Source organism: Tenacibaculum sp. AHE14PA, assembly GCF_019278465.1.
In the GTDB taxonomy this organism is placed as follows: domain Bacteria; phylum Bacteroidota; class Bacteroidia; order Flavobacteriales; family Flavobacteriaceae; genus Polaribacter; species Polaribacter bernardetii.
Map to the genome: position 1 here is coordinate 300,175 of NZ_CP058983.1, position 23,185 is coordinate 323,359.

23 protein-coding genes are annotated in these 23,185 nt (G+C 30.4%); 14 read left to right on the plus strand and 9 right to left on the minus strand.

Annotation, left to right across the window (positions count from 1 at the left end; genetic code table 11):
- Window position 1 precedes the first annotated feature (1 nt).
- Genes H0I30_RS01375 through H0I30_RS01390 form a run of 4 tightly spaced genes read left to right on the plus strand, consistent with a single transcriptional unit; the run spans window position 2 to window position 3,322 of the window.
- Complete coding sequence (locus H0I30_RS01375; protein WP_218772525.1) at window positions 2–664, plus strand: NAD(P)H-binding protein; 663 nt, start codon at window positions 2–4, stop codon at window positions 662–664.
- A 3-nt stretch (window positions 665–667) separates the two neighbouring features.
- Window positions 668–1,300 carry an NAD(P)H-dependent oxidoreductase gene (locus H0I30_RS01380; protein ID WP_218772526.1) on the plus strand — a complete coding sequence of 211 codons (633 nt, stop codon included), beginning with the start codon at window positions 668–670 and terminating at the stop codon, window positions 1,298–1,300.
- A 47-nt stretch (window positions 1,301–1,347) separates the two neighbouring features.
- Window positions 1,348–2,505 carry an iron-containing alcohol dehydrogenase gene (locus H0I30_RS01385; protein ID WP_218772527.1) on the plus strand — a complete coding sequence of 386 codons (1,158 nt, stop codon included), beginning with the start codon at window positions 1,348–1,350 and terminating at the stop codon, window positions 2,503–2,505.
- A gap of 10 nt (window positions 2,506–2,515) precedes the next feature.
- Window positions 2,516–3,322 (plus strand): type 1 glutamine amidotransferase domain-containing protein, encoded by an 807-nt coding sequence (locus H0I30_RS01390; protein WP_218772528.1) that lies wholly within the window; start codon window positions 2,516–2,518, stop codon window positions 3,320–3,322.
- Between the two features lie 67 nt (window positions 3,323–3,389).
- On the opposite strand, the gene H0I30_RS01395 is transcribed toward H0I30_RS01390, so the two are convergent.
- The 5 genes from H0I30_RS01395 to H0I30_RS01415 all read right to left on the minus strand — a co-directional run bounded on the left by H0I30_RS01395 (window position 3,390) and on the right by H0I30_RS01415 (window position 8,294).
- On the minus strand, window positions 3,390–4,925 hold the full coding sequence (locus H0I30_RS01395; RefSeq protein ID WP_218772529.1) for an SDR family NAD(P)-dependent oxidoreductase: 1,536 nt from the start codon (window positions 4,923–4,925) through the stop codon (window positions 3,390–3,392).
- A 327-nt stretch (window positions 4,926–5,252) separates the two neighbouring features.
- Entirely contained in the window at window positions 5,253–5,717 is a 465-nt protein-coding gene (locus tag H0I30_RS01400) for a cold-shock protein (protein WP_218772530.1), read from the minus strand.
- Between the two features lie 248 nt (window positions 5,718–5,965).
- Window positions 5,966–6,157, minus strand: coding sequence for a cold-shock protein (locus H0I30_RS01405; protein ID WP_218772531.1), 192 nt, complete (start codon window positions 6,155–6,157; stop codon window positions 5,966–5,968).
- A 135-nt stretch (window positions 6,158–6,292) separates the two neighbouring features.
- Complete coding sequence (locus H0I30_RS01410; protein WP_218772532.1) at window positions 6,293–7,621, minus strand: DEAD/DEAH box helicase; 1,329 nt, start codon at window positions 7,619–7,621, stop codon at window positions 6,293–6,295.
- Window positions 7,622–7,742: 121 nt separating this feature from the next.
- Window positions 7,743–8,294 carry a 1-acyl-sn-glycerol-3-phosphate acyltransferase gene (locus H0I30_RS01415; protein ID WP_218772533.1) on the minus strand — a complete coding sequence of 184 codons (552 nt, stop codon included), beginning with the start codon at window positions 8,292–8,294 and terminating at the stop codon, window positions 7,743–7,745.
- Between the two features lie 103 nt (window positions 8,295–8,397).
- Here H0I30_RS01415 and rmuC point away from each other — a divergent pair, with 103 nt between their 5' ends.
- On the plus strand, window positions 8,398–9,741 hold the full coding sequence (gene rmuC, locus H0I30_RS01420; protein WP_218772534.1) for a DNA recombination protein RmuC: 1,344 nt from the start codon (window positions 8,398–8,400) through the stop codon (window positions 9,739–9,741).
- 95 nt (window positions 9,742–9,836) lie between these two features.
- Here rmuC and glyA read toward each other — a convergent pair whose 3' ends face one another.
- Window positions 9,837–11,111: a serine hydroxymethyltransferase gene (gene glyA / locus H0I30_RS01425; RefSeq protein ID WP_218772535.1), complete on the minus strand. Its 1,275-nt coding sequence runs from the start codon at window positions 11,109–11,111 to the stop codon at window positions 9,837–9,839.
- 191 nt (window positions 11,112–11,302) lie between these two features.
- Here glyA and fahA point away from each other — a divergent pair, with 191 nt between their 5' ends.
- Window positions 11,303–12,583 carry a fumarylacetoacetase gene (gene fahA, locus H0I30_RS01430; RefSeq protein WP_218772536.1) on the plus strand — a complete coding sequence of 427 codons (1,281 nt, stop codon included), beginning with the start codon at window positions 11,303–11,305 and terminating at the stop codon, window positions 12,581–12,583.
- A gap of 69 nt (window positions 12,584–12,652) precedes the next feature.
- Here the strand turns inward: fahA and H0I30_RS01435 are convergent, their stop codons facing one another.
- Both H0I30_RS01435 and ytxJ read right to left on the minus strand, forming a co-directional pair.
- Window positions 12,653–14,209 (minus strand): DEAD/DEAH box helicase, encoded by a 1,557-nt coding sequence (locus H0I30_RS01435; RefSeq protein WP_218772537.1) that lies wholly within the window; start codon window positions 14,207–14,209, stop codon window positions 12,653–12,655.
- Between the two features lie 70 nt (window positions 14,210–14,279).
- Window positions 14,280–14,672 (minus strand): bacillithiol system redox-active protein YtxJ, encoded by a 393-nt coding sequence (ytxJ, locus tag H0I30_RS01440; protein ID WP_218772538.1) that lies wholly within the window; start codon window positions 14,670–14,672, stop codon window positions 14,280–14,282.
- 153 nt (window positions 14,673–14,825) lie between these two features.
- Between ytxJ and clpB the strand changes: the two genes are divergently transcribed.
- From clpB to H0I30_RS01475, 7 genes are all read left to right on the plus strand, one after another.
- Window positions 14,826–17,429: an ATP-dependent chaperone ClpB gene (clpB, locus tag H0I30_RS01445; protein ID WP_218772539.1), complete on the plus strand. Its 2,604-nt coding sequence runs from the start codon at window positions 14,826–14,828 to the stop codon at window positions 17,427–17,429.
- Between the two features lie 89 nt (window positions 17,430–17,518).
- Complete coding sequence (locus tag H0I30_RS01450) at window positions 17,519–18,031, plus strand: histidine phosphatase family protein (protein WP_218772540.1); 513 nt, start codon at window positions 17,519–17,521, stop codon at window positions 18,029–18,031.
- Window positions 18,032–18,089: 58 nt separating this feature from the next.
- Window positions 18,090–18,548: an SsrA-binding protein SmpB gene (gene smpB / locus H0I30_RS01455; RefSeq protein ID WP_218772541.1), complete on the plus strand. Its 459-nt coding sequence runs from the start codon at window positions 18,090–18,092 to the stop codon at window positions 18,546–18,548.
- Entirely contained in the window at window positions 18,548–19,441 is an 894-nt protein-coding gene (locus tag H0I30_RS01460) for a UbiA family prenyltransferase (protein WP_218772542.1), read from the plus strand. The genes smpB and H0I30_RS01460 overlap by 1 nt, the downstream gene beginning before the upstream one ends.
- Window positions 19,431–20,012 (plus strand): Maf-like protein, encoded by a 582-nt coding sequence (locus H0I30_RS01465; protein WP_218772543.1) that lies wholly within the window; start codon window positions 19,431–19,433, stop codon window positions 20,010–20,012. Before H0I30_RS01460 ends, H0I30_RS01465 begins: the two co-directional genes overlap by 11 nt.
- A 55-nt stretch (window positions 20,013–20,067) precedes the next feature.
- Window positions 20,068–21,018, plus strand: a complete 951-nt coding sequence (locus H0I30_RS01470) for a transketolase family protein (protein ID WP_218772544.1) — start codon at window positions 20,068–20,070, stop codon at window positions 21,016–21,018.
- 117 nt (window positions 21,019–21,135) lie between these two features.
- The gene (locus tag H0I30_RS01475) at window positions 21,136–21,750 is read left to right on the plus strand and encodes a porin family protein (RefSeq protein ID WP_218772545.1); all 615 of its coding nucleotides are present in this window, start codon (window positions 21,136–21,138) and stop codon (window positions 21,748–21,750) included.
- A gap of 70 nt (window positions 21,751–21,820) precedes the next feature.
- Here the strand turns inward: H0I30_RS01475 and H0I30_RS01480 are convergent, their stop codons facing one another.
- The gene (locus tag H0I30_RS01480; protein WP_218772546.1) at window positions 21,821–22,696 is read right to left on the minus strand and encodes an FKBP-type peptidyl-prolyl cis-trans isomerase; all 876 of its coding nucleotides are present in this window, start codon (window positions 22,694–22,696) and stop codon (window positions 21,821–21,823) included.
- Between the two features lie 79 nt (window positions 22,697–22,775).
- Here H0I30_RS01480 and H0I30_RS01485 point away from each other — a divergent pair, with 79 nt between their 5' ends.
- A complete protein-coding gene (locus tag H0I30_RS01485; RefSeq protein WP_218772547.1) occupies window positions 22,776–23,165 on the plus strand; it encodes an RNA-binding S4 domain-containing protein in 390 nt (129 codons plus the stop codon).
- The last annotated feature ends 20 nt before the right edge of the window (window positions 23,166–23,185 follow it).

A 23,185-nucleotide genomic window follows, 5' to 3' on the forward strand; every position in this document is an offset into this window, starting at 1 on the left:
TATGAAAAAAACAGCCATTATATTAGGTGCAACTGGGTTAACTGGTTCTAATTTATTGACGAAATTAATCAACGATAATCGTTATGAGAACATCAAATTGTTTTCAAGATCTAAAATTGATGGATTACCAACAAAAGTAACTCAGTATATAGGTGATCTTTTAAAACTAGAAGATTTTAAAGCAGATTTTACTGCGGATGAAGTGTTTTGTTGTATTGGTACAACTGCAAAAAAAACACCTGATAAAAATTTATATAAAAAGATAGACCATGGTATTCCTGTAGCTGCTGCTAAATTGGCAAAAGAAAATAAAATTACCACCTTTTTAGTTGTTTCGGCAATGGGAGCAAATAAAAAAAGTAGTGTGTTTTATAATAAGACAAAAGGAGAAATGGAAAATGATGTTTTACTTCAAAATATCGAAAAAACTATCATTTTAAGACCTTCTTTAATTGGTGGCGAACGAAAAGAACGCAGAATATTAGAGCAAATAGGCTTAAGTGTTTTTAAAATTATACAACCATTATTTGTAGGTAAATTAAAGAATTATAAAATAATTGATGCTGATAATATTGCCCAAGCAATGGTACAGTTAGCAAATAATAAAAATCATACCGAAGTAATTATTACTTCAAACCAAATAATAAAACTTTCAAAAAAATAAAATATGGAATTATTAGACAAATTAAATTGGAGATATGCTGCTAAAGCAATGAATGGCGAAAAAGTAGCAGAAGATAAAATAGAACGCATTTTAGAAGCTGCTCGTTTGGCTGCAACATCAAGCGGATTACAGCCTTTTGAAATTTTTGTAGTTAAAAATCAAGAAATCAAAGAACAAATAAAACCAATTGCATGGAATCAATCTGTAATTACAGACTGTTCTCATTTACTAGTTTTTGCTGCTTGGGATACTTATACCGTAGATAGAATTAATTATATGTTCGACTTAACAAATGAAATTCGTGGTTTTAAGAATGAAGGTTGGGAAAACTACCGTCAAATGTTATTAGGTATGTATCCACAAAAAGATGAAGAAGAAAACTTTAATCACGCTGCTAAACAAGCATATATTGCCTTTTCTCATGCTATTATAGCTGCAGCTTATGAAGGTGTAGATGCAACACCTTTAGAAGGTTTTGAGCCAGATGCCGTAGATAAAATTTTAGGTTTACGTGAAAAAGGTTTACGTAGTGCTGTTTTATTACCATTAGGATATAGAAAAGAAAATGAAGATTGGTTGGTTAACTTAGTAAAAGTTAGAAAACCTATGACAGATTTAGTTACTGTAATAGAATAATAGTTATTACTACTCTAAATGAATTATTAATTAAAAAAAAGAAAAAAATGAACAATTTTGAATTTAAAAATCCTACCAAAATTATTTTTGGAAGGGACACTATAAAAGAAATCGCACAAGAAATACCAAGTAACGCAAAAGTATTATTGCTTTATGGAGGTGGTAGTATTAAGAAAAACGGAATTTACGACCAAGTAAAAACTGCTTTAGCAAATGTAGATGTTACTGAGTTTGGAGGTATACCTGCAAATCCAGAGTATGCAACATTAATGGATGCTTTAAAGGTTATTAAAGAAGAAAAAATCACCTATTTATTAGCTGTTGGTGGTGGTTCTGTTATTGATGGAACTAAATTTTTATCTGCAGCAGCAGTATATGAAGGCGAAACTCCTTGGGATATTTTAACTAAAAATATTAGAACAGAAAACGGAATGCCATTTGGTACCGTTTTAACCTTACCAGCAACAGGATCAGAAATGAATTCTGGAGCCGTTATTACAAGAGCAGAAACTAAAGAGAAGTTAGCAATGGGCGGACCTGGTTTATTTCCAGTGTTTTCAATATTAGATCCACAGGTTATCACTTCAATTCCAGAACGTCAATTAGCAAACGGATTAACAGATGCCTTTACACACGTTTTAGAGCAATATATGACATATCCTATTGGCGCTTTATTACAAGATCGTTTTGCTGAAAGTATTTTACAAACATTAGTAGAAGTAGCACCAACAGTTTTAAAAGATCCTACAAATTACCAAGCAGCATCTAATTTTATGTGGAGCTGTACAATGGCATTAAACGGATTAATACAAAAAGGAGTTCCTGGAGATTGGGCAATACATATGATGGGCCATGAATTAACTGCTTTATTTGGTATTGATCACGCTCGTACTTTAGCTATAATTACACCAAGTCATTACAAGTATAATTTTGAAGCTAAAAAAGAAAAATTAGCGCAATATGGTGAGCGAATTTGGAATATCACTGAAGGAACTACAGATGATAAAGCGTATGCTGCTATAGAAAAAACAACTGCTTTTTTCCATGAATTAGGTATTGATACAAAATTAACTGATTACACGAAAGATTATGAAGGTACTGCAGAAGAAGTTGCGAAACGTTTTGCAGAGCGTGGATGGAAATTAGGAGAAAGACAAGCCTTACTACCAGAAGATGCTGAAAAAATAGTTAAAATGGCTTATTAATTATTATAAAATGAAAATATTACAAACACTAGCGTTAACGCTTACTATTATTACAGCGTCGAGTTGTAAAGAAGCTAAAAAAGATACGACTTCTAAAGAAGTATCAAAAGAAATAACGTCACTAAAAAAAGATAAAAAAATGAAAGTATTATTTGTATTAACATCTCACGATAAATTAGGAGAAACAGGGAAAAAAACAGGATTTTGGGTTGAAGAATTTGCAAGCCCATATTACTCATTATTAGATAAAGGTGCAGAAATTACTATAGCAACTCCAAAAGGAGGAGCTGCTCCAATAGATCCAAGTAGTGATTCACCTGATGCAGCTACAGAAGCTACAGATCGTTTTAACAAAGATGATGAGGCTAAAGCTAGAATTGCAAATACAAACAAGTTATCTGACATTAATGCAGACGATTTTGATGCTGTATTTTATCCAGGTGGACACGGACCATTATGGGATTTAGCTACTGATGCAACTTCAATTGCTTTAATAGAAAAGTTTAATAGTCAAGATAAGCCAGTAGCATTTGTATGTCACGCTCCTGCTGCTTTAAAAAATGTTAAAAATGCAGATGGTACTTTTTTAGTAAATGGTAAAAAAGTAACAGGTTTTACAAATACTGAAGAAGCTGCTGTTGGATTAACAGATGTTGTTCCTTTCTTAGTAGAAGACATGTTAAGTGAAAACGGAGGAATATACTCTAAAAAAGATGATTGGGCTGCTTATGTAATTCAAGATGGTAATTTAATTACAGGGCAAAACCCGGCATCTTCCGAATTGGTTGCAGAAAAATTATTACAAAGCTTAAAATAATTTAAATTAAGTGTATAAAAAAAGGCTGTCATTAAAATGACAGCCTTTTTTTATGAAAATATTTTTTTTACCAATCAATAGGGAAATAATCTTTTAAGAATTTTCCAGACCAATGTTTACCTGTATTAATTCCGTCAATTAACGGATCCATAACTCTTGCGGCACCATCAACAATATCTAATGGTGGTTGAAAATCATGAACTTCAACTTTCTTTTTAGATAATTCAGCCGGATCTTCATCTGTAACCCAACCTGTATCTACGGCATTCATATAAATACCTGATTTTGCAAACGTAGATGCCGAAGTATGTGTTAGCATATTTAAAGCGGCTTTTGCCATATTGGTATGTGGGTGCCTTTCTTCCTTTTTAAAGCGATGAAATTTACCCTCCATAGCAGAAACATTTATTATATGCTTTTTACCTGTATTTTCTTTCATCATTAAGTTAGACAAACGATTGCATAAAACAAATGGTGCAACAGCATTTACCAGCTGTACCTCTACCATTTCGGTTGTTTCAATTTCACCCAACTTTAAACGCCAACTATTAGTTTTTCTTAAATCTACTTGTTGTAAATCGGCATCTAATTCACCTTCAGGAAAAACTTCTGATGTTTGCAAAGAATTATCAAAACTATACGGTATTTGAGATAATTCAGCAGAATTGCGGAGTCCTATTCCAGGCTCTGGTCCGTGCCAAGTAACAGGTAAAACATTATTTTTATCAGTCTTAGAAGGACCAATACTTAAACTCGATAATTCTTCTAAGCAGCTTTCATGATCTTTTAATAACCTTTGTGCTAACTTCGGAAGCTTATCTACTGGTAATTTTTCATTTTCCATTAAATGGAAATAAAAACCTGACGGTCTCCTTACTGTTTGAGCTGCATTGTTTATTAAAATATCTAATCGATCATATTTCTGTTCTATATAATTACAAAAAATTTCTACACTTGGAATATGTCTTAAATCAAGACCATGAATATGCAAACGATCACTCCAATCCTTATAATCTTCTTCTTTAGAAAATCGGATAGCAGAATCTGCCGGAAAACGTGTAGTAGCTACAACTGTTGCGCCCGAACGCAATAACATTAAAGTAATATGATAACCGATTTTTAAACGCGAACCTGTAATTACAGCTACCTGGTCTTTTAAGTTTGTAGTTTGAAAACGTTTGGCATAATTTAAATCACCACAATCTTTACACATTGTATCGTAAAAATGATGCAGTTTTGTATACATAGTTTTACAAACGTAACAGTTCCTAGGAGATTCTAGCTCTAAAGTATCTTCATTTATAGCTGCAGCTCCTAATAATTTAGGCGCAACAAATAATGCTGCTTCACGAGCAGAACGAATCCCTGTAGTTTTTCTAGCGTGTGTATCTTTCGCAATCATTTTACGTTTCGCTGCCTTTTTAGCATCTTTTCTTCGGCGTTCAAATTCGGCACGATTTGGCCTAGATAATTCACCGGCAGCTTTAAATAATGCTACTCTTTGCTCTTCTGGTAATTCAAAAAGTTGGTTTGTATCTTCCAATAATTGCTGTAAAGTCGAAATACAAGAAGCGATGTCTATATTCGGTTTTTCTTCACTCATAAACGAATTATTTATTTTTATTTTAGAAGTTTTGGTTCCTTTTACTATAAAATTATTCTGAAACAGCTTCAGAATAATTCTTTTATCTCTTATAGTTACAGATTAAAAATTAAAATCTTTGCTATATATTTATCTCAGGGCGCGAAATTACCTCTTTTAAATGAATTTTTTTTATCTATTAGAGAATAAAAACACTTCTAAACAATCATTTAATAATACTAAAAGCAAAAAATGAGATTTACCATATAGGTAAATCTCATTTTATATTTATAATAACTCTTAAGAAAAGCTATTATCATTAAAGTATGGTATAAAACTAAGTATTGATTATTTAACCAATGTTACTTTGACTGCATTCATACCTTTCATACCTTTTTCAAGTTCGAAGCTTACTTTATCGTTTTCAGAAATTTCATCAATAATACCACTTACGTGTGTAAAATATTTTTCTTGATCTGCAGAATCGATAATAAATCCAAACCCTTTAGATGAATCGAAAAAAGAAACTGTTCCTTTTCTAACGGGATCAAAAGCTTCTCTATCGCCTTCTAAAGTTTTAGGAACACTTACTTGAATGTCCTCTAAACTGATTTCTTCTATTACCTGATCAGGATCAGGAGGCGTAGCGCTTAAATTCCCATAAGCATCTGTATATGCAAATTCAATTCCAGTTGGTCCATTTTCCCTTATGTCAGCTTTACGAGCTTCCATTTTTTTTCTTTTATCTTCACGTTTTTTTAAACGCTTTTTCTCTTTTTCATTCTTATTAAATGATTGCTGAGATTTTGCCATAAGATTAATTAATATATAATTTTATTACTATTTGTGATTTGGAGTATTGATAAGTACTTTTTAGGGTGTTATCATAATCGCCCCAATATAACCCTAAATTACGTATTTTTTTTGAATTTTTTGATTTTTTTAATTAAATTTTCTTTTATACCTTAATTTAAGAGAAATTTTAATATATCAAATCACTTTATAAGAAAAGAAAAAGTCCATCAAAGAATGATGGACTTTTAAAACTTAAAGTATATTTTTTAGATAACTTTTACGTTAACCGCATTTGGTCCTTTGTTTCCTTCTTCTAAATCAAATTCTACTTCGTCTCCTTCGCGAATTTCATCGATTAAACCTGAAACGTGTACGAAATGATCTTTTGTTACTCCTTCTTCAGTGATGAAACCAAATCCTTTAGTGTCATTGAAAAATTTTACTATTCCTTTACTCATTGTAATGTAATTAAATTTATAATACTTATCTGTCTGCAAAGATGGTACCATATTTTTGATAAAATAGATATTATTTGATTTATTTTTTTAAAAAAATAAATATTGTATTTTAAACCAGTAATTACTTTTCTAAAATCACTTTCTTTTTTTATCTTTTTCCACTTTTGTAGTATTAGATTGTGATAAATAATTAGCTAATATTTTATCAACTAACTCTTCTTTAGTTAAATGATGAAAGATAGTTTTTATTTTGGCTTTAAAATCTTCTGAAACGTTACGGTTAGGCTTGGTTTTAAATATTTTATTAGCCCATATTAAGCCATTATTTTCTTCAATACTTTTAGCATCCGCCTTTTTAAATGGTTTAAAACTAATGCCTAGTTCCTTTTCAAAATCAGCAATATCTTTTACTTCTTCTTGTTGTAATATAGTTAAAGAAAGTCCGGTTGCTCCTGCCCTAGCTGTTCTACCACTTCTATGTACATAGGCATCATAAGTGTCTGGTAGATGGTAGTTTACTACATACGAAACTTCTTTTACATCAATACCACGAGCTGCTAAATCGGTAGCAACTAATATATCTATATGTCCTTCTCTAAATTGCCCCATAATTCGATCACGAATTCCTTGGGTTAAACTACCGTGAATGGCTCCTGAAGAAAATTTATTTATAGCTAAATTCTTAGCTAATTTATTAACTGCTGCTTTAGTTTTACAGAAAATAATACCTCGCTGACCAATTTTTGAATTTAAAAAGTGAAGTAGTACTTCCAATTTTTCTATAGGTTCTACTACAACATATTGATGATCGATACCTTGGTGACCAACTGTTGTCATGTCTGCTTCGACTTTAATTACATGTTTTGACATATAATTTTGCACCAATTGTTTTATTGTACCAGGCATTGTTGCGGTAAACAATAATGTTCTTCTCGATTTCGGAATTTCCTTAATAATACTATCCAATCCTTCTTTTAAAGCACTTACCATTTCATCTGCTTCATCTAAAATAAAATGCGTAATGTGCTTAACATCTATCGCATTTCTTTTTATTAAATCAGCCAAACGACCAGGTGTTGCTACAACAATATGTGTATCAGATTGTAAACGTTCTATTTGTGGTTTGATAGGTATTCCTCCACAAACTGCTGCGATTGATATTTTTGGACTATTAGCAGAAAATGAGGTAAGATTATTATATATCTGTTGCCCTAATTCTCTCGTAGGAGCAAGCACAATTGCTTGTACTTTAGATGAAGTTACATCTATTAATTGTAATAAAGGTAAACCAAAAGCAGCAGTTTTACCTGTTCCGGTTTTTGCCAATACAACTACATCTTCTTTTTGATTTAGTATCACAGGAATCGCCTTTTCCTGTACATCTGTTGGTACAGAAATTTGTAATTGGGCTAAACTTTGTTGTAATTCTGCATTAATTCCTAAATCTGAAAACTGTTTTGGCATAAAATATTTTTTATGCAAAGATAATCACACTTATAAGAAATACTATCAATTAATATTCTTATTCCTTTTTTTCAGGTAACTACTTATAAATAGTCTTATTTCTAAAAATAAAAACCTGCTTTTAAAGCAGGTTTTTATTATTAAAAAGTTCTGGTTTTGCACCTTTAATGTCTTTATAAAAGGCATAAAAATGAGCAAAATCAGCTTTTATATCATCCGTTACATAAAACGGTTTAGATAACTTTACTTGTTTGTTTTCAAAATCGAAACCAAGCATTACAATTGGTATATTAGCACCTTTAGCGATGTAATAAAATCCTGTTTTCCATTTATCTACATATTGCCTTGTACCTTCAGGAGAAATTGCGAGTCTGAATTCTTCTTTTGAGTTAAAAACGTCAATAATTGCATCTACAACGTTTGAGCTTTTAGTTCTGTCTATCGGTGCTCCACCTAAAGCTCTAAAGAAAAAGCCAAAAGGAGGTTTGAATAATGATTTTTTGCCTACAAAATTAAGTTTGGTTTTTGTGATGTTTCTAGAGAATAAACCTACATAAAAGTCTTCCCAACTAGTATGTGGTGCTCCTATTAGTACGTATTTTTTAAGTTCTTTCGGAAACTCTCCGTTAAACTTCCATCCTAAAATTTTTGTAAATATAAATTTAGATATCATCTATTAATTATAAAGTTCAAAATTACGCTTTTCTGTATGAAATTCAAACAAAATTAACCAATCTTACGTTATATTTGTTAGCATATAAACTTACGAAATTCTAATGGATACTTCTCTTTTAATTGGCATTGTTGCCTTGTGTACCTTAATTTTTGGTTTTGTTATCGGTTATCTTTTATCAAAATTAAAAGTTAAACAACAGTTAGCAGATTTAGAAAAAAAAATAACAACTCAACAAATAAATTCTTCTAATTTAGAAATTCAAAAAACTGAGATTCAAGGTCGTTTCACTGATAAAGAAAAAGAAACTGAAGAAATCCGTAGAGAAAAAGAATTCTTAAATATTGAATTAGCTAGAAAAAATGAGGAATTAAAAAACCTTCAAATAAAGCTTAACGAAAACAAAATTGAAGTAGAAAAACTACAAGATAAATTTACCAAAGAGTTTGAAAACTTAGCTAATAAAATTTTAGATGAGAAGTCAACTAAATTCACAGAGCAAAATAAAGAAAATATTAAAAACATCTTACATCCGCTTCAAGAAAAAATAAAAACTTTTGAAGATAAAGTTGATAAAACACATAAGGAAAGTATAGACTATCATTCAGCTTTACGTCAGCAAATTGTTGGTTTAAAAGAGATGAATTTACAAATGAGTAAAGAAACTATCAATTTAACAAAAGCTTTAAAAGGGGGTAATAAAATTCAAGGAAACTGGGGAGAATTAGTTTTAGAGCGTGTTTTAGAAAAATCTGGTTTAGAAAAAGACAGAGAATATTTTGTACAACAGTCTTTTACAAATGATGAAGGCAAACGTGTTTTACCCGATGTTGTGATTCATTTACCTGATAATAAAAAAATGATTGTCGACTCTAAAGTTTCATTAACTGCTTACGAACAATATGTAAATACAGATGATGATTTAGAGAAAGAACGTTTTTTAACAGCACATATTAATTCTTTAAAAAGACATGTAACACAGTTATCCGAAAAAAAATATGAAGATATTTATAAAATTGAATCTCCAGATTTTGTATTACTTTTTATACCTATCGAACCGGCATTTGCTATTGCCTTAAATCAGGACAATTCATTGTATAATAAAGCATTTGAAAAAAATATTGTTATTGTTACGCCAACTACGTTATTAGCTACTTTACGTACTATTGATACCATGTGGAACAACGAAAAACAACAGCGAAATGCACTAGAAATAGCCAGACAAGCAGGCGGTTTATATGATAAATTTCATGGATTATTACAGGATTTAATCGGAATAGGAAAAAAAATAGATGCCTCTAAAGATGATTACAACGCTGCTATGAACAAGTTGGTAGATGGTCGTGGTAATCTTATAACTAGTGTCGAAAAATTGAAAAAAATGGGTGCAAAAGCTAAAAAAGCATTACCCGAAAAAATTATTGCAAGAGCTCAGGAAAACGAATAAAAAATTACTCATAATTGTTTTGAAAAAATAATTCGTAAAAAAAGTCCATCTAAATTTAGATGGACTTTTTTTTATGCTTAACACCACTTAGTGGTTTACATTACGAATAACCTTTTATCGTGCATTAAATCGTATACCTTCTCTCCTACTTGCTTTAAAACGTCTTCGTTTCCTACATTTGTTAACGCCTCGTCGATTAAATCTACAACAGTTTGCATGTCTTCTTCAACCAAACCACGCGTAGTTATAGCTGCTGTACCAACACGAATACCAGAAGTTACAAACGGACTTTGAGTATCGAAAGGAACCATGTTTTTATTTACTGTAATATCTGCTTTACCTAATGTATCTTCACCTTCTTTACCTGTAAGGTTCTTATTACGTAAATCAATTAACATACAATGGTTGTCTGTTCCTCCAGAAATAATGTCGTATCCTTTAGCAACAAAAGCTTTCGCCATTGCACTAGCATTTTCTTTTACTTGTAATTGATATTCTAAAAACTCGTCAGTTAATGCTTCACCAAAAGCAATTGCTTTTGCTGCGATAACATGCTCTAATGGTCCACCTTGATTTCCTGGAAAAACTGCAGAGTTTATCAATGTAGACATTTTCTTTAATTTTCCTGATTTCAATTTTAATCCAAACGGATTTTCAAAATCTTTACCAATCATAATCATTCCACCACGCGGCCCACGTAACGTTTTGTGCGTTGTTGTTGTAACAATATGACAATGTGGTAAAGGATCAGATAAAATACCTTTAGCGATTAAACCTGCCGGATGAGAGATGTCTGCCATTAAAATAGCACCAACACTATCAGCAATTTCCCTAAATTTTTCAAAATCCATATCACGAGAATATGCCGAAGCCCCTGCAATGATTAATTTTGGTTTATGTTCTTTTGCTTGCTGCTCTAAATGATTATAATCAATTTTTCCTGTAGCTTTATCTACACCATAAAAAACAGGATTGTATAATTTACCTGAAAAATTTACAGGAGAACCGTGAGTTAAATGTCCTCCATGCGATAAATCGAAACCTAAAATAGTATCTCCAGGATTTAAACATGCAGCAAAAACAGCTGTATTTGCTTGTGAACCAGAATGTGGTTGCACATTTACATATTCAGCGCCAAATAATTCTTTAGCTCTATCAATTGCAATTTGCTCTACAATATCTACCACTTCACATCCACCGTAATAACGTTTACCAGGATATCCTTCGGCATATTTATTAGTTAAAATAGAACCTTGCGCTTGCATTACTTGTTCGCTCACAAAGTTTTCAGAAGCAATCAACTCTAAACCATTTAGCTGACGTTCTTTCTCTTCTTGAATTAAATCGAATATTTGATGATCTTTTTGCATCTTGTGTGTTGTTAAATAAGTAACCAAAAGTACTAATTTTATTAATTAATTTTTATGCAATTCTTATCTTATTTTAAACAGAAATTAACTTCTTAATTATTTCTATAAAATTTATAAATTCTTATGCTGATATTGGTTTTAATTGAAAAAAATATGTAGGTTTGATTCTAAAATTAAACACAACTACTTCGATGAAAATAACTGCAAATAATCCTAATAGAAAATCTTGGTTAAATGTTGAAAAAAACTCTGATTTTCCTATTCAAAATATTCCTTTCGGAGTATTTATTACGAAAGATGATATTATAACAATTGGTACAAGAATTGGTGATTTTGCTATTGATTTAGGAGCTTTGCATCAATTGGGATATTTTGAAGGGATTCCTTTAACAGATGATATTTTTTTACAAGACACATTAAATGACTTTATTGCTGACGGACGTAAAACATGGCGTTTAGTTCGTAATAGAATTGCTGATATTTTTGATGTTACTAACGGCAAATTACGTGACAAGGCAGATCATAAAGACAAGATAATTTTTAGAATAGAAGAAGTTGAAATGCAACTTCCTGTAGCTGTTGGTGATTATACCGATTTTTATGCAAGTAAAGAACATGCTACCAATGTTGGTTCTTTATTCCGTGATCCTGAAAATGCATTATTACCTAACTGGCTTCATATACCTATTGGTTACCACGGTAGAAGTTCTTCTATTATTCCTTCTGGAACACCTGTACGTCGTCCTATCGGACAACAACGTCCTAGTGAAGGAAGCGATACTCCAAATTTTGGACCTTCAAAATTATTAGATTTTGAATTAGAAATGGCGTTTATTACAACTGTAGCCAACGATTTAGGAGATAGAATTCCTATTGAAGATGCTGATGAATATATTTTTGGATTGGTTTTATTTAATGACTGGTCTGCTCGTGATATTCAGGCTTGGGAATATGTGCCTTTAGGGCCATTCTTAGGTAAGAGTTTTGCGTCAACGATTTCTCCTTGGATTGTTACTTTAGATGCTTTAGAGCCTTTTAGAGTTGATAACCCGAAACAAGTACACGAACCTTTACCGTATTTAAAGAAAGAAGGTAAAGATAGTTTAGATATTAATTTACAAATGGCTATTAAGCCAGAAGGTAAAGAAGAAACAGTAGTTTGTAATTCAAACTTTAAATATATGTACTGGACAATGGCGCAGCAATTAGCACACCATACCGTAAACGGATGTCCGGTAAATGCTGGTGATATGATGGGTTCAGGTACAATTTCTGGACCGACAAAAGACAGTTTTGGTTCTATGTTAGAATTAACTTGGAGAGGTCAAAATCCAATAAAAATGAATGATGGTTCTGAACGTAAATTCATAAACGATCATGATACAGTTATTATGAGAGGTTATTCTCAAAATGATGATGTTCGTATCGGTTTTGGTGAATGTACTGGTAAAATTTTACCTGCAATCGAATAATAAATAAGACATAAATATTAAGTATAAAAAAGCCATTTCGTTTGAAATGGCTTTTTTTATATCTGTTTTTTATTCTTCTTCCGGTGGTGGATGCCCAAAAATATCTTCATATATTTCATCGAAATTAGAACGTAAATGAGAGTTTAATTTCTTTCTATAATCATCTTGTAACCAGTCAATAAAATTGTGAGTGCTTTTACATATACATTTAGAGTATCTGTGAATTCTATCATCTATCTCTCCACCTAGTTTTTTTGCTAAAATTAAAGCATCAAAAACATCTTCACTATTTTCTACACAAATTTTACCATGGTGTTCAATCGATTTTTCTAATACTTTCTTAGATGATTGACCTGCTTGAATAGTATCGATATATACTTTTTTCACATCAAAATATATATCTTCTGATTTAGAAAACTCTTCCCTAACATCAGCAGGTAATTCATATCTAAACTCACTTTCTATATCTTCATCAGACAATAAATTATCTAGATAAAAATTTGGAGCCCTAAACATTTTATGCCAATCTAAATCTGCTCCCCAAGGTCCAAAACGATGAAAATTGTTACCTAAATCAATAACATTAAAATCATTTTTACCTTTTAAGATACGAGAACCCCTACCAATCATCTGGTAATAAAGTGTTAATGATTTAGTAGCTCTGTTTAAAATAATAGATTTTACAGTAGGCTCATCAAAACCTGTAGTTAAAATACTTACAGACGTGATTATTGCATTTGGAGTTTTATGAAACCATTTTAATATAAAATCACGCTCCTTTTTAGTGTTCGTGTTATCTAAATGTGCAATAGGATATCCTGCTTTTTTAAACGTATCATATACGTGAAGCGATGTGTTAATTCCGTTATTAAAGATTAACGTTTTAGTACCTTTTGCACGTTCTTCGTAAGCTTGTAAAAGCTTCGATAACATATCTGTATTGGTGTATAAATCTTCAGAAGACTTTACAGTATAATCTCCATTTGCTCCTATCTCTAAAGATGTTAAACCTACATTGTAAGAAAATACATTCGCTCTTGCTAAATATTCGTTTTGTATTAAAGTACCAATACTTTCACCAGCAATTAAATCATCATAATTGTCTTTCATTGGTAGCTTAATATTCGAACTTAAAGGCGTTGCTGTAACACCTAGCACGAATGACTTGTCAAAAAACTTAAATAACTTGGTGAATGAGTTATAATGCGCTTCATCAATAATAACCAAACCAACATCCGAAATATCCAACATATCGTCATTTAAACGATTGTTTAATGTTTCAACCATTGCTACAAAACAACCATAATTATCTTGATCATCTAAATCTGCCTTACTATCAATAATTTTGTTATCAACACCAAACTCTCCAAGCATTTTTGCCGTTTGCTTGCATAATTCAATACGGTGTGTCATTATTAACACCTTTTTATTGTAATGCTTTATAAACTGACGGGTAATTTCTGAGAAAATTACAGTCTTACCTCCTCCTGTTGGTAATTGATATAATAGGTGATAATTTTCAGGGGCATTTTCAAAACTTTTAAAAATTTTAAACAATGCTTCTTTTTGATAATCGTATAAATTTTTTCCTTTGGTTTCTTGTGTAGTTGTAATATCGTTGCTCAATTTTGTGCTTTTTTGTAAAAAGCAAAAATACGACGTATTTAAAGAAGTTTTGTTAAAAACAGGAACTATTTTAGAACTTTCTTAAATCGATTTGGGCAATTTCGTAGTGAGAAGCATGTGCAACTACCTCTTCGTTTTTAATAACTAACAGCTGAGGAGATTCATGTAAAACTTGAAACTCATACCCTATTTCGCTAGATATTTCTCGGTACGATAACAAATCTAAATAATAGATTTTAAAATCTTTTAAACTCTCATCAAAACTACTTACAAACCTTTTAATTACCATACTACTTATACCACATCTTGTTGAATGTTTAAAAATAGCAACGGCTTCTTTTTTAGATTGAGCCTTAATTTCTTTAAGTTGTTCTATTGATGTTAAAGGAACCCATTTTATAAAAGATTCTTGCTTTTGTTCTTTTTCTTCTTTATTTCCAAAAATTGAATTTAATATTCCCATAATTATTTTTTTAACGTAGTCGATATCTTATATTAAAACTTTCAAGTTGCCAAAAAGTCAGTAAAAAAAAGAACTTAAGTGACTTTTTGTCTTTCTTTTCTAACCGAAATCAAATGGTATTACTTTTGATTTACAAATGAAAAAATAAATGATATGAATATAAACAATTATACAATAAAATCACAAGAAACCATACAAAAAGCACAACAATTAGCGCAAAGTAATGGTAATCAGCAAATAGAAAATGAGCATATTTTTAAAGCCTTATTTACGGTTGATGAAAACGTGTTACCATTTATACTAAAGAAACTCAATATTAATATTAATGTTGTGTTACAAATTTTAGAGAAACAGTTAGAGAGTTTTTCTAAAGTTTCGGGAGGTGATTTAATGCTTTCTCGTGAAGCAAATAAAACACTAAATGAAGCAGCTATCATTGCACAAAGAATGGAAGATGAGTATGTTTCTATAGAACATTTAATTTTAGCTATTTTTAAATCTAAAAGTCAAATTTCTCAAGTCTTAAAAGATCAGGGAGTTACCGAAAAAAGTTTAAAAGCAGCTATTGATGAATTAAGAAACGGAGAAAGAGTTACTTCTCAAAGCGCAGAAGAAACCTATAATTCTTTAAATAAATATGCTAACAATTTAAATAAATTAGCACAAGACGGTAAATTAGATCCTGTAATTGGTCGTGACGAAGAAATTCGCCGTTTATTACAGATATTATCACGTAGAACAAAAAATAATCCCATTTTAGTAGGTGAACCGGGAACTGGTAAAACAGCAATTGCCGAAGGTTTAGCACATCGAATTATTCGTGGTGATGTTCCTGAAAATTTAAAGAATAAAATTATTTACTCTTTAGATATGGGGGCTTTAATTGCCGGAGCAAAATTTAAAGGAGAGTTTGAAGAGCGCTTAAAATCTGTTGTAAAGGAAGTAACAACATCCGAAGGAGATATTGTTCTTTTTATAGATGAAATTCACACCTTAGTTGGTGCTGGTGGTGGACAAGGCGCTATGGATGCTGCCAATATTTTAAAACCTGCTTTGGCTCGTGGTGAATTACGTGCAATTGGTGCCACTACCCTAGATGAATATCAAAAGTATTTTGAAAAAGATAAAGCATTAGAACGTCGTTTTCAAAAAGTTATGGTTGATGAACCAGATACAGAAAGCGCTATTTCTATTTTGAGAGGAATTAAAGATAAATACGAAACACACCATAAAGTACGTATTAAAGATGATGCTATTATTGGTGCGGTAGAATTATCGCAACGTTATATCACTAATCGATTCTTACCAGACAAAGCTATTGACTTGATGGATGAAGCGGCTGCGAAATTACGAATGGAAATAAACTCTAAACCAGAAAATTTAGATGTTTTAGATCGTAAAATAATGCAGTTAGAAATTGAAATAGAAGCTATTAAACGTGAAAATGATGAAGTTAAATTAAAATCTTTAAATGCAGATATAGCTAATTTTAAAGAAGAACGCAACGAAATTAATGCTAAATGGCAATCAGAAAAAGCTGTTGTAGATGCTGTTCAGCAATTAAAAACTGATATTGAAAATTACAAATTAGAGGCTGATAAAGCAGAGCGCAATGGAGATTATGGTAAGGTTGCAGAATTACGTTATGGTAAAATTAAAGAAGCACAAGTGTTGCTTGAAACACAGCAAGAAATATTAGAAAACCAAAGTGAAAATGCTTTAATTAAAGAAGAAGTTACTTATGCTGATATTGCAGAGGTTGTAGCAAAGTGGACAGGTGTTCCGGTTACTAAAATGTTACAATCTGAGCGTGAAAAATTATTAAAATTAGAAGATGAGCTACACAAACGAGTTGTTGGACAAGAAGAAGCTATTGAAGCTGTTGCAGATGCCGTTCGTCGCTCTAGAACAGGATTGCAGAACCCGAATAAACCTTTAGGAAGTTTCTTGTTTTTAGGAACTACCGGAGTTGGTAAAACTGAACTTGCAAAAGCATTAGCAACATATTTATTTGATGATGAAAACGCTATGACAAGGATAGATATGAGCGAATATCAAGAGCGTCATTCTGTAAGCCGTTTAGTTGGTGCTCCTCCTGGTTATGTTGGTTATGACGAAGGTGGTCAGTTAACTGAAGCTGTTCGTAGAAAACCGTATTCTGTTGTACTGTTAGATGAAATTGAAAAAGCACACCCTGATACGTTTAATACTTTGTTACAAGTTTTAGATGAAGGTAGATTAACAGATAATAAAGGACGAGTTGCGGATTTTAAAAACACCATTATTATCATGACGTCTAATATGGGAAGTGAAATTATTCAAGAAAAATTTGAGAATTTTAAAGGTGATATTCACACCACAATGGATTTAGCAAAAACAGAAGTTTTAGGTTTACTAAAACAAACTGTGCGTCCTGAATTTATTAATAGAATTGATGATATAACCTTGTTTACACCGTTATCAAAAGAAGATATTATACAAATTGTAGAAATACAATTAAACAATGTTAAAAAAATGATAGCGTTACAAAACATCACTTTTGATGCAACAAACGAAGCTATTGCTTATTTAGCTGTTAAAGGATATCAGCCCGAATTCGGAGCAAGACCTGTAAAACGTGTAATTCAAAAAGAAGTGTTAAATCAATTATCTAAAGAGATTTTAGCAGGAAATGTAACTACAGATAGCATTATTTTATTAGATGCTTTTGATAATAAACTAGTTTTTAGAAATCAATCTGATTTGATAGAAAATTAGAAGTTGGTTTTTTATAGTTGATTGAAAGCGGTGTTTGAAAAAACACCGCTTTTTATTTTTAATTATATTCGCATCATAAATAACTTATCATGAAAAAATATCTTTTAATTTTTACTGCTACTCTTGGTTTATTATCATCTTGCGCACTAGAAGAAACCAATACAACTTATTACTTAATTCGTCACGCAGAAAAAGACAGAACAGATAAGTCGAATAAGAATCCTAATTTAAATAAAAAAGGAAAAGAACGTGCTAAAAAATGGAGCGAATACTTTAAAGATATCAATTTAAATGCAGTCTATTCTACAAATTACAACAGAACCATGCAAACTGCAAAACCTACAGCAGATAGCAAGAAACTAGATATTATAAATTACGATCCTAGCAATATGTTTTCTAAAGATTTTGAAAAAGAAACGACAGGAAAAACAGTTTTAATTGTTGGTCATAGTAATACTACTCCGCAGTTTGCAAATAAGATTATAAAATCAGAAGTTTACGAATCGATGGACGACAATGATAATGCTAGTTTATTTATAATTTCATTAAAAAAATCATTCAGAAACAAAACTACATCTATCAAGAAGATAACGGTTGATTAGTCGGTAAAAAACAAACTAATACTTTATATTTGTTATTAAAATACATGAATAACAGCTGATGCAGAAAAAGATAAACATACAAAATAAAAAAGCTCGTTTTGAATACGAGATCATAGATAAATATACTGCCGGAATTCAACTTACAGGTACAGAGATAAAATCGATACGACATAGTAAAGCTCGAATAACTGAAAGTTTTTGTGAATTTAATGAGCAAGGAGAACTTTTTATTATCAACATGTATATTGAAGAATATTCTTTTGGTAATCATTTCAATCACAAAACAACGAGTGAACGTCGTTTGTTATTAAACAAAAACGAGTTAAAAAAGTTAGAAAGAGAAGTTGAAGCTAAAGGAAACACGATTGTGCCTTTAAAACTTTTTATAAATGATAAAGGCTGGGCTAAATTAGATATTGCTTTGGCTAGAGGTAAAAAGACGCATGACAAGCGCCAAACAATGAAAGATAGAGATAGTAAAAGAGATTTAGCTAGAATTAAAAAAGATTTTAATTAATGACTATTCTTAACACCATATTAAATATTATACAATGGAAAAGATTATTATACTTTTCTTTTATTATTTTTTTAGCTAAATTTTGTTTTTTATTTGGTTTCGGTTTTGAAACTATTTTGTCATTTTTTGATCTACTTCTTTTTACAGTTTCATGTACACTTTTATATGCCTCAACCTATTTATTATCTTTTTATTACAATAACAAAACTAAAAGAAAAGATTTTAAAAAAATAGAATTAACCTCATTTTTGTTTGTTTTTACAGCTATAATATTAGGTGTTTATTTTTCATTTAAAATCGATAATTTATATTTTTCTATTGTTTTTTTTATAATTTCATTGTTGGTATTTACGTATTCTAAATACTCAAAAGAAAACTCTTTTACTCGTTATTTAGTAAAATCTTTTGCCATTCCCATAACTATTATTTTTGTTTTGTGGTTAGATGAACCTGTTAATCTTAATAACACACAATGGAATTTATTTTTTAAACTTCAACTGATAATTGTTGTTTATATACTACTATCTTTTTTAAATACTTTAACAGAAGAAATTATAAAAGGCATAAAAAATATAAATAAGGATAACTTAAAAAAACTTAAAACATTACCGATCCTTTTAGGCAGAAAAAGAGCTAAACGGATTGCATTAGCCATGATGTTTACTTCTGCTCTTTTAATAACTTATTTAGCTTTATATTTTATAAAAATAAAATTCTTATTCTTTGCTGTGATTTTATTTAATTGGCTTCCTAGAGTATACTTAATCTATTCTTTAATAAAATCATCAACAAATAAAGACTATAAGCTTTTATTAAAAAAAATGAGGTATTTGCACTTTTTTGGTTTGTTAGGTATAGTTTCAATTGCTTATTATTTTAAATATGTTATCTAAAAAAATATCAAATTACAATATAATTTTGGCTTCAAATTCACCCAGAAGACAAGAGTTAATAAAAGACTTAGATGTTCCTTTTACAATAAAAACAAAGGAGATTGAAGAAGTTTATCCTGCTCATTTAAAAGAACACGAGATTACAGATTTTCTTTCTGACTTAAAATCGACACCTTTTAAAAGTGAGTTATCTGAAAAAGATCTTTTAATAACTTCTGATACTATTGTGTGGTCTAACGACAAAGCACTTGGCAAACCTAAAGATTACGCAGATGCTTTTAAAATGCTAAAAGAATTATCTAACAACACACATAAAGTTATTACTTCTATATGTATTACCAATAAAAAGTTTAAAAAAGTAATAAACGATACTACAACGGTTACCTTTAAGCACCTGACGGATGATGAAATAGCTTACTATATTAATACTTATAAACCATTTGACAAGGCAGGAGCATATGGAATTCAAGAATGGATTGGTAAAATAGCAATTACTAAAATCGAAGGAAGTTATTTTAATGTAATGGGGTTTCCTGTTCATAAACTTTATAAAGAATTATCAAATTTGTAAGATTATTTTTTTTTAAAAGATTATTTTTGACATATACAACACACAATATACACTAATGAAAAAATATACATATACCGAGAAAAAAGATACCCGATCTGGATTTGGTGATGGTTTAACTGAATTAGGAAAAACAAACCCTAATGTAGTTGCACTATGTGCAGATTTAACAGGGTCTTTAAAAATGGGAGACTTTAAAGATAATCACCCAGAACGTTTCTTTCAGATAGGAATTGCTGAAGCTAATATGATTGGTATTGCTGCAGGCTTAACTATAGGAGGTAAAATTCCGTTTACAGGAACTTTTGCAAACTTCTCTACAGGTCGTGTTTACGATCAAATTCGTCAATCTGTAGCTTATTCAGATAAAAATGTAAAAATTTGTGCATCACATGCAGGATTAACATTAGGTGAAGATGGTGCAACACATCAAATATTAGAAGATATTGGTTTGATGAAAATGCTGCCAGGTATGACTGTTATAAACACTTGTGATTATAGTCAAACTAAAGCTGCAACACTTGCTATTGCTGATTATGAAGGGCCTGTGTATTTACGTTTTGGAAGACCAAAAGTACCCGTTTTTATGACTGATGAGCCTTTTGAAATAGGAAAAGGTATAAAATTAACTGAAGGTAGTGATGTAACAATCATTGCTACAGGTCATTTAGTTTGGGAAGCTTTACAAGCAGCTGAGCAATTAGAAGAGAAAGGTATTTCTGCGGAAGTAATAAATATTCATACAATTAAACCTTTAGATGAAGATATTATATTAAAATCTATCGCAAAAACAGGTTGTATTGTAACCGCAGAAGAGCATAATAAATATGGAGGTTTAGGTGAAAGTGTAGCACGTTGTTTAGCTACCAATACTCCTACTCCACAAGAATTTGTAGCTGTAAACGATAGTTTTGGTGAATCTGCAACTCCAGATCAATTAATGGAGAAGTATGGTTTAAATGATAAAGCCATAATTGAAGCTGTAAAAAAGGTTATTTCTAGAAAATAATTTTTATTATTCAATAACACTAAAGCATCATTTATAAAAATGATGCTTTTTTCTTTTGCCAAACTCAATAATTTTAAAATTAATAAGTTTTATATACTATACTAAAAATCAATAAATATGAAAAAAGTAATTCTAGTAGTATTCCTTTTAATAGGAACACAATTAACTCAAGCTCAAATACAAGGAGGTGTCAAAGGAGGTATTAATTACAATTCAGATTCTTTCTCTGACGTAAAAGATGATGTTTTTGAAGGTGCAGAGAGTAAAACAGGTTTTCATGCAGGTGCATGGTTGCGTTTTAATCTACCGCTAACAGGTTTATATTTAAGACCAGAAATTGTATATACTCAATTAAGCAACAAGGTAATTTATAAACAAAATACAGGAAGTATTCAGAATAGAACTACTACCTATGAATTTCAAAAAATAGACATACCTGTTTTAGTTGGAATGAAGTTTTTAAAAGTAGCACATGTATTTGCAGGACCTTCTTTTCAATATATTTTAGATTCTGATTTTGATATTGCTGATTTAAAGCAGGTAGATTCTGATGGTTTTTCTGTTGGTGTTCAGTTTGGTGCTGGTATTGAATTAGGTAAATTAGGTTTAGACGTTCGTTGGGAAAGATCTCTATCTGATACTGAAGCTAATTTTGTTGATTCTAGTGTTGGAGATGTAAATTTTGATACTCGTGTAAATCAAATAATTGTAGGTCTTTCTTACAGATTTTAAAATGTAGAATAAGTATAAAAAAACCGAAGCTTCTAAGCTTCGGTTTTTTTATACTATATAATTAAAATTATTATCTAATATCTCTATTTAAATAATCTGGAACAGTTGGTTTATTCGGGTCACTAAAATCATTTCTAGGGTCTCCATCACCGTTAGCATCTTCATCTTTTGTTAATTTACCATCTCCATCATCATCTTCATCTAAGTAGTTTGGTCTTCCGTTACCATCCGTATCATCATTTCTAGGGTCTCCATCACCATCAATATCTTCATTTATAGAAGAAACATTGTCTTGATCATCATCTGTACCTTCTACAAAATCCCACAATTCAATAGTAAACATTAAATTTGAGTTAGCTGAAATACTAGGTCTTGTTACATTTCTATATCCTAAACCTGAAGGTATAAATAATATACCTCTACCTCCTTTATCAAAGTTTATCTGCTCTCCATCTTGAGTGATATTATTACCACCTTTAAAATGAACAAAACTATATGTCCAACCTCTTATTACCTGACTTAAAGATAACCATGTAGTATTTGCATCGAAATTAGAGCTTATACTATTTGCATTTAAAATTCTTTGACCGCTATACTTTGCGTACACAGAATCCATTACTGTCGGGAAACCTTTATCAATATTTGGTTCTCCTACATTTTTTATATAATAATAAAGTGTATAATCAACATCGCTTTCTGTAACCTCTTTAGTTTCTAGTTTAGTATCGTCAAATAAAGAAACTTGGTTATCATCTATAACCTTAACTAAATCTAAATCACTATCATAATAATTGTTTTTTAAAAACTTAACCAATGAATCATTATCAATAATAGCTTGTGCTTCGTGGTCAAAATTATCAACAAAAGAGTTGTTATTATCGCTTCCACAAGAATATAAAACTGCGGCAACAGCTACAGTGTAAAATAAGTGCTTAAATTTTATCATTTAATTCTGAAATTTTAACTTGCAATTTACCATTTTTATACCTTTGTAAAAAACAAAAAGATAAAATTTAACTTTTTATATGAGAATAGATAAATATTTATGGTGTATTCGCTTTTTTAAAACACGTAGTATCGCTACAGATACTTGTAAAAAAGGACATATTAAAATTAATGGAACCAACTTAAAACCGTCTAAAGAGATATTCGGAAATGAAGAAATAACCATTCGTAAAAATCAAATTAATTACAAAATAAAGGTTTTAGATATACCGACAAGTCGAGTTGGTGCAAAATTGGTTGATTTATATAGAAAAGATTTAACTCCAAAGGAAGAATTTGAAAAAACAGCCTTGTTAAAATATTCTAAAGATTATTATCGTAAAAAAGGAGCTGGAAGACCTACTAAAAAAGATCGTAGAGATATCGATGATTATAGTACAGATTCTGAAGAAAATGATATTAATTTGTAATATATTTAACCTTTAAAATA